Origin of the sequence: Burkholderia sp. HAN2018, assembly GCF_024704855.1 — a bacterium.
GTDB lineage: Bacteria > Pseudomonadota > Gammaproteobacteria > Burkholderiales > Burkholderiaceae > Burkholderia > Burkholderia cepacia.
In genome coordinates, this window is record NZ_QOBB01000315.1 from 1 (window position 1) to 6,661 (window position 6,661).

7 protein-coding genes and 1 pseudogene are annotated in these 6,661 nt (G+C 69.2%); 6 read left to right on the forward strand and 2 right to left on the reverse strand.

The window, feature by feature from the left end; all coding sequences use genetic code 11:
• Nucleotides 1-641, forward strand: a 641-nt coding sequence (gene msrQ / locus DPV74_RS37785; RefSeq protein WP_119339042.1) for a protein-methionine-sulfoxide reductase heme-binding subunit MsrQ, incomplete at its 5' end; no start/stop codon positions are given.
• A gap of 76 nt (nt 642-717) precedes the next feature.
• Here msrQ and DPV74_RS37790 read toward each other — a convergent pair.
• Entirely contained in the window at nt 718-996 is a 279-nt protein-coding gene (locus tag DPV74_RS37790) for a lipoprotein (RefSeq protein ID WP_021161743.1), read from the reverse strand.
• 36 nt (nt 997-1,032) lie between these two features.
• Here DPV74_RS37790 and cyaY point away from each other — a divergent pair, with 36 nt between their 5' ends.
• On the forward strand, nt 1,033-1,359 hold the full coding sequence (cyaY, locus tag DPV74_RS37795) for an iron donor protein CyaY (protein ID WP_021161744.1): 327 nt from the start codon (nt 1,033-1,035) through the stop codon (nt 1,357-1,359).
• A 79-nt stretch (nt 1,360-1,438) separates the two neighbouring features.
• On the opposite strand, the gene DPV74_RS37800 is transcribed toward cyaY, so the two are convergent.
• Nucleotides 1,439-3,832, reverse strand: coding sequence for a penicillin-binding protein 1A (locus DPV74_RS37800; RefSeq protein WP_059688370.1), 2,394 nt, complete (start codon nt 3,830-3,832; stop codon nt 1,439-1,441).
• A 219-nt stretch (nt 3,833-4,051) separates the two neighbouring features.
• Between DPV74_RS37800 and DPV74_RS37805 the strand changes: the two genes are divergently transcribed.
• The 4 genes and pseudogenes from DPV74_RS37805 to DPV74_RS37820 all read left to right on the forward strand — a co-directional run.
• Nucleotides 4,052-4,972, forward strand: coding sequence for a competence protein ComA (locus DPV74_RS37805; protein WP_119339043.1), 921 nt, complete (start codon nt 4,052-4,054; stop codon nt 4,970-4,972).
• Entirely contained in the window at nt 4,969-5,577 is a 609-nt protein-coding gene (locus DPV74_RS37810) for a fimbrial protein (protein ID WP_119339044.1), read from the forward strand. The genes DPV74_RS37805 and DPV74_RS37810 overlap by 4 nt, the downstream gene beginning before the upstream one ends.
• Complete coding sequence (locus tag DPV74_RS37815; protein ID WP_119339045.1) at nt 5,574-6,440, forward strand: pilus assembly protein; 867 nt, start codon at nt 5,574-5,576, stop codon at nt 6,438-6,440. The genes DPV74_RS37810 and DPV74_RS37815 overlap by 4 nt, the downstream gene beginning before the upstream one ends.
• Nucleotides 6,437-6,661 (forward strand): annotated as a pseudogene (locus DPV74_RS37820) (type IV pilus secretin PilQ); the annotation flags it as partial. The gene DPV74_RS37815 and the pseudogene DPV74_RS37820, both read left to right, overlap by 4 nt.

Sequence of the window (6,661 nt, forward strand, 5' to 3'; positions counted from 1 at the left end):
CGGCTGCACGTGCCGTGCGGGCCGGCGCGACTCGCCCCGCCGCGCCGCGCTGGCTCGCGCCGGCCAAGGTGCTGGTATTCGCGGCGGGCCTTTATCCGCTCACGCGTCTCGTGCTGTTCGGGCTGACCGACCGGCTCGGCGCGAATCCGATCGAGTTCATCACGCGCTCGACGGGCCTCTGGACGCTCGTGATGCTGTGCGTCACGCTCGCCGTCACGCCGCTTCGGCGCATGACGGGGTTCGCCGCGCTGCTGCGCTTTCGCCGCATGATCGGGCTGTTCGCGTTCTTCTACGCGACGCTGCACTTCACGACTTACCTGTGGTTCGACAAGTGGTTCGATGTCGTCGCGATCCTGAAGGACGTCGGCAAGCGCCCGTTCATCACGGTCGGTTTCGCCGCGTTCGTGCTGCTGATTCCGCTCGCGGCAACGTCGCCGCGCGCGATGGTGCGCCGGCTCGGCCGCCACTGGGCGACGCTGCACAGCGCGATCTACGCGATCGCGCTGTTCGGTGTGCTGCACTTCTGGTGGATGAGGGCCGGCAAGCACAATCTCGCGCAGCCGAAGCTGTATGCGGCGATCGTCGTCGCGCTGCTCGGCTGGCGGCTGGTTGCATGGGGATGGCGGCGCGTGCGCGCGTGACGGCGCAGCCAAAAACAAAAGGCGATGACCGGGAAGTCATCGCCTCGTTTCGCGAGCCTGCGCAGGCGGCGCGTCGTTACTTCGCGACGGCCGGGCTCGATGCCGGTGCAGCCGTGGCGGATGCCCCGCTCGACAATTCGGGCGACAGCATGAGCGGCGTGCCGGACGAATCAGGCACACTGTCGGACGACGCGTTTTCATCGGTCGGCTTCACGTCCGACGGCGGTGTGTCCTGCTGCTGGAGTGGCTTGGGCAGCGGAGGCACGGTGGGCAGATAGAGCGCGCCGCTTTGACCGCAGCCGGCAAGAATCGCCAAAGCCGCTACAATCGCGCTCATCCGGAAAACGACTCGCATGATCGTCCCTGAACAATTGAACCGATAGAGTTTAGCATGTCCGATACCGAATACCTGACCCGTGCCGAGGCCGTGCTGGCGGCCGTCGAGCGTACCGTCGACGACGCCAACGACGGCGATCACGACATCGATCTGGAGCGCAACGGCAGCGTCCTGACGCTGACGTTCGAGAACGGCTCGAAGATCATCGTCAACCTGCAGCCGCCGATGAAGGAAGTGTGGATCGCCGCGAAGGCCGGCGGTTTCCATTACCGGTTCATCGACGGCGCATGGCGCGATACGCGCACGGGCACCGAGTTCTTCTCGGCGCTCACCGAATACGCGACTCAGCAGGCCGGCCTGCCGATCACGTTCAGCGCATGACGATCGGGGCCCCGCCCCGACGCGTGACCCAACGAAAAAAGCGCCCCGCGGGGCGCTTTTTTCATGTCCGGGCCGAGAGTCAATGCGCCTGGAACAGGTTCATGATGTCCTGCTTTTCCTGCTCGTCGACGTGCGGCACGGTCGCATCGACGTTCTGCGCGGCTGGCGCTTGCGGCACGCCGACCGTCGACACGAAGCCGTGACCCGGCGCGAACTCGGTGAAGTACAGCTCGCCGCCGAGCGATTCGACGCCGTCCGGCATCGTCGGCTTGAACTCGGGCACACCCTTCAGCGCGGCACCCATGTAGTCGATCCAGACGGGCAGCGACAGGCCGCCGCCCGTTTCGCGATCGCCGAGGCTGCGCGGATTGTCGTAGCCGATCCACGCGATCGCGGCGAGCGTGTGCTGGTAGCCGGCGAACCACGCGTCGTGCGAGTCGTTCGTCGTGCCGGTCTTGCCCGCGAGGTCGGTGCGCTTCAGCACGTTGGTCCGTGCGCCCGTGCCGCGTTGCGCGACGCTCTGCAGCAGGCTGTTCATCACGTACGCGTTACGCGCGTCGATGGCGCGCGGCGCATTCTGTTCGGCGACGAGCGGCTGCGCGCGCACGACGATCGCGCCGTTCGGATCGGTGACTTCGGCGATCAGGTACGGATTGACGCGGTAGCCGCCGTTCGCGAATACCGAATACGCGCCCGCCATCTGCAGCGGCGTGACCTGGCCCGCGCCGAGTGCCATCGGCAGGTACGCCGGATGGCGTTCCGCGTCGAAGCCGAAGCGCGTGATGTACTGCTGCGCGTACTTCGTGCCGATGTGGTTCAGGATCCGGATCGACACGAGGTTGCGCGAACGCTGCAGCGCGGTGCGCATCGACATCGGGCCTTCGAAGCCGCCGCCGTAGTTCTTCGGCTCCCACGGCTGGCCGCCCGTTTCGGCCGCGCTGAAATACAGCGGACCGTCGTTGATCACCGTTGCCGGCCCGAGGCCCTTGTCGAGCGACGCCGAATAGATGAACGGCTTGAACGACGAACCCGGCTGCCGCCACGCCTGCGTGACGTGGTTGAACTTGTTCTTGTTGTAGTCGAAGCCGCCGACGAGCGAGCGGATCGCGCCGTCCTGCGGGACGATCGACAGGAACGCCCCCTCGACCTGCGGCAACTGCGTGATCGACCATTTGCCGGCGTCGTTCTTCACGACGCGGACGATCGCACCCGGACGGATGCGGCGATTCGGCTGTGCATTGGCCGACAGCGCGCCCGACGCGAAGCGCAGGTTGTCGCCTTCGATCGTCGCATTGCTGCCGTCGATGAACGCGACCGTGATCTGGCGCGGGTTCGCGGCCGTGACGACCGCTGCAATCAGTTCGCCGTTGTCGGGGTGTTCGAGCAGCGCATCGTCGATCGCCTGTTCGCGGTCGTCGGCGCCGGCCGGCAGCTCGATGAAGCCTTCCGGCCCCCGATAGCCGTGCCGGCGTTCGTAATCCATGATGCCCTTGCGCAGCGCCGTATAGGCGACCTGCTGATCCGCGGAGTCGATCGTCGTGACGACGTTGAAGCCGCGCGTGTAGGTTTCCTCGTGGTATTGCGCGTACATCATTTGTCGGACCATTTCCGCGACGTACTCGGCGTGCACGCTGAAATCGCGGCCCGGACCCTTGACGACGAGCGGCTGTGCGACGGCCTCGTCGTACTGCTCGCGCGAGATGAAGTTCAGCTCGAGCATCCGTTGCAGGATGTATTCCTGGCGCACCTTCGCGCGCTTCGGGTTCACGACCGGGTTGTACGCGGACGGCGCCTTCGGCAGCCCCGCGAGCATCGCCGCTTCGGCGAGCGTGATGTCCTTCAGGTCCTTGCCGAAGTAGACCCGCGCGGCGCTCGCGAAGCCGTATGCGCGCTGGCCGAGATAGATCTGATTCATGTAGACCTCGAGAATCTGATCCTTCGTCAGCGCACGCTCGATCCGGTACGCGAGCAGCATCTCGTAGATCTTGCGCGTGTAGGTCTTCTCGCTCGACAGGAAGAAGTTGCGCGCGACCTGCATCGTGATCGTGCTCGCCCCCTGCGACGCATGGCCGTTCGTCAGCGCGACGAAGCCGGCGCGCACGATGCCGGTGAGGTCGACACCGCCGTGATCGTAGAACCGCGCGTCCTCGATCGCGAGGATCGCCTTCTTCAGCGAGTCGGGCACGTCCTTGAAATGGACGACGTCGCGGCGCTCTTCGCCGAATTCGCCGATCAGCACGTGATCGGACGTATAGATGCGCAGCGGCACCTTCGGGCGATAGTCGGTCAGCGCGTCGAGCGACGGCATGTTCGGCCACGCGACGACGAGCGCGTAGCCGAGCACGAGGCCGCCGGCCACGACGAGCGCCACGCACATCGTGGCGAATCCGAGCAGGACTTTTTGCCACCAGGGCCGCTTCTTCGGCTCCGGGGCGGGAGGCGGGGACGTAGGAGTCGTGGATTGCATAGGCATACCGGAAAACAGTCCCGCGATTATAGCTGCCCGGTAAGACCGGTCCTGACGCGGGGGCCGCCCGCCCCGAAGCCGCGGGCCGGCGTGCTTCCAGCATAGCCCGTGCGCGGTCGTCGCGAGCGGATGCTGGCCGTTAGGCCGACTGTCGGCCCGACGCGCCGTTTTGCAGAATCAGTCCCGGAAACGCGGCGTGGGCCGCGACGATCTCGGGAGGCTGGGATGGCGGGAAGATGGCGAGCGCGGTTTGCGCAGGGCGGGCACCGGTCGACGGGAATCGACGTCGGTGCGGACGAGGTGAGGGTGGTCGTGCTGAGCCGGCGCGGCCGGGGCGCCGAGGTGTGCGTCGAGGGGCTGGAGCGGGAGCCGGTCGGGTTGGCGGGCGGCCCGGAGGATGCGCGTTGGGCGGCGGTCGCGCGGGCGCTGGCCGCGGCCGTGTCGAGACTGTCGGCGGCCGACGTGCGGTGCGGCGCGCGCGGCGTGATGGCGTTGCCCGATGACGAGATGCGCACCGCGATGCTGGACCTGGCCGGGCGGGACGACATCGAGGACGCCGCGCGGCAGGCGGCCGAACGCATTTCGGGGCTCGCGCCGGACAGTCTCGCGTTCGACTGGCGGCAGGAGGGCGGTGCGGGGGAGATCGAGGTTGCCGTGGCCTCGCTGGCGCTGATCGAACGGCGGGTCGATGTGGCCGCGCAGGCCGGTGTCGATCTGACGGTGGTCGACGGCGAATCGGCCGCCGCGCTGCGTGCGTTGCACTATGCGGCGCAATGCGAACTCGACGCGCAGGCGGGCCCCTGCGCGGCGCTCTGGTTCCATGACTCGGGCGTGCAGGGCTGGCGAATCGACGGTCCGTCGGCCGTACCGGTGCTGACGCTGTCCGGCGTGGTGCCGGGGGCGTTTTCCGATGCATTGCGCCGGCGCGCGCTCGGGGCCGTGCGCTGTGTCCTCGTGGCCGGGGACGAGCGGTGTATCGCCCGCTTCGAAACGTCCGTCGCCGAGATCGGCGACGTGGTCGGCGCGGTTGCGGTGCCGTTCGACTGCGCGGGCTGGGGCGCGCAATCGTGCCTGTCCACCGGCACGCCGGGCGGCCCGGCATTGGCTGTTGCATTCGGGCTGGCATTGCGCGGGGTGTGGGAATGACGGCCCTCCATGCGGAGCCGGGCGGCTTCAACCTGTTGCCGTACCGGGAGCGGCTGGCGCGGGCGTTGCGACGTCGTCGGGCCGCGCAGTGCGGTACGGCGGTTCTGCTCGGCGTACTCGGCGCCGGCCTGTGGACGGGTGCCGCCAGCGGGGCGCGGTGGCGTGTGGATGCGGAGCGCGCAATCGTGGAGGCGCGGCTGCGGCAATTGCAGCCGCAGATGGGCGCCGCGACACGCGCCGCCAATGCGGCGGCCGTCGTCGCGCAGCGTGACGCGCAGGCGGCCGCGCGCGCCGCACCTTATCGGCACGTCGCGGGGCTGCTGGCGACCCTGGCGCAGGTGCACGACGGCACGGTTCGGCTCGATGCGCTGCGCACGACGTCGGCCGGTGCCGTGCTCGATGTCCGCGCCGTGAGCTACCGGGCGGCCGCGCGATGGCTTGCGGGGATGGCGCGCGAGCAGCGTGGCTGGCGGATCGATATCGATGCGTTGAAGCCAGCCCCGGATGCACCGGTCGCTGCCGGCGGGATGCCGTTCCGGTTCTCGGTCCAGTTGCGCTGGCGCGACGCGATGCCGTCCCGGAAAGCATCGGGAGGTGGCGCATGACGGCGCTCGCGCATCGGCCCGCACCGTATCGCGGAGGATGGCGGAACGGCGTGCGGCGCGTGTCGCCGGCGACTGCGCATATTGCAGGCTGCGTGCTCGCGTTCGCGGCCGTGCTGACGGGCGGCATTCATCTGGCGAATGCCGCGGACTGGAGCGGGCTCGCGCACAGCCGCGCGTTGCTGGCGGCGGCGCAGAAGCGAGAGGCCGACGCGCAGCGTGTTCTCGCAGACGCTGCACGGCAACACGACGCGCATCCGGCCGCGGCCGACGGTGATCGCTCGTCGCGTGCGCCGGAATGGGCCGCGTTGATGCTGGAGCTGGCCGATCACGCCGCGTCGAGCGGGCTGCGCGGCGTATCGATCGAACCGCTGCGCGCCGAGGGGGCAGTGCCGGAAGGGCAGCGCTCGGTGCGCATTGTCGCGGATGGCGGGTTTCGCGCGTTGCTGCAGATGGTCGGATGGCTGGCGCGTTTTCCGGTGCTGGCGGTGCCGACCACGCTGCGTGTCGAACGAGGAAAGGAGGCCGCGCGTGTGGAAATGGCGGTCGACGTGTTTCCGGAGTTGCCGGCGATGACGTCCAAGGGCGGGGAGACGCCGGTTCTGGCCGACGCGCCCGGCGCCGATCCGTTCGGCGGGGCCGGCTCGTCGGAAACGGAAGGGGCGGCTGCCCGCCTGGCCGGCACGATTCGCGACAGGCGTGCCGGTCTCGCGTTGTTCGACGACGGTGGCGGCGCATTCGCTGCCCTGGTGCCCGGCGAAGCCCTCGGGGCCGCGCGGGTGGTGCGAGTCGATCCCGTCGCCGTGACGCTCGCGACGGCGGATGGCGCGTACCGAGTCGCTCTGGACGACGGGAGGCACCCATGATGAAGCACGGATGTCGGGCGCTCGCCGTCTGGGCCGGATTGACGGCGGCCGGTGCAAGCGCCTCGTTGCCGCCGCTGCCGGCCGTCTGGCCAGCGGCATCGATGGAGGTGCCGGTGCCGGGCCTGCCGTTGCCGCAAGGCGCGGTGGACGGGGCGGACGGCCCCGCATCTGCGGAGGCCGGCCCGCCGCCGTTCGACCAGGCGGCTCGCACGGCGCTTCAG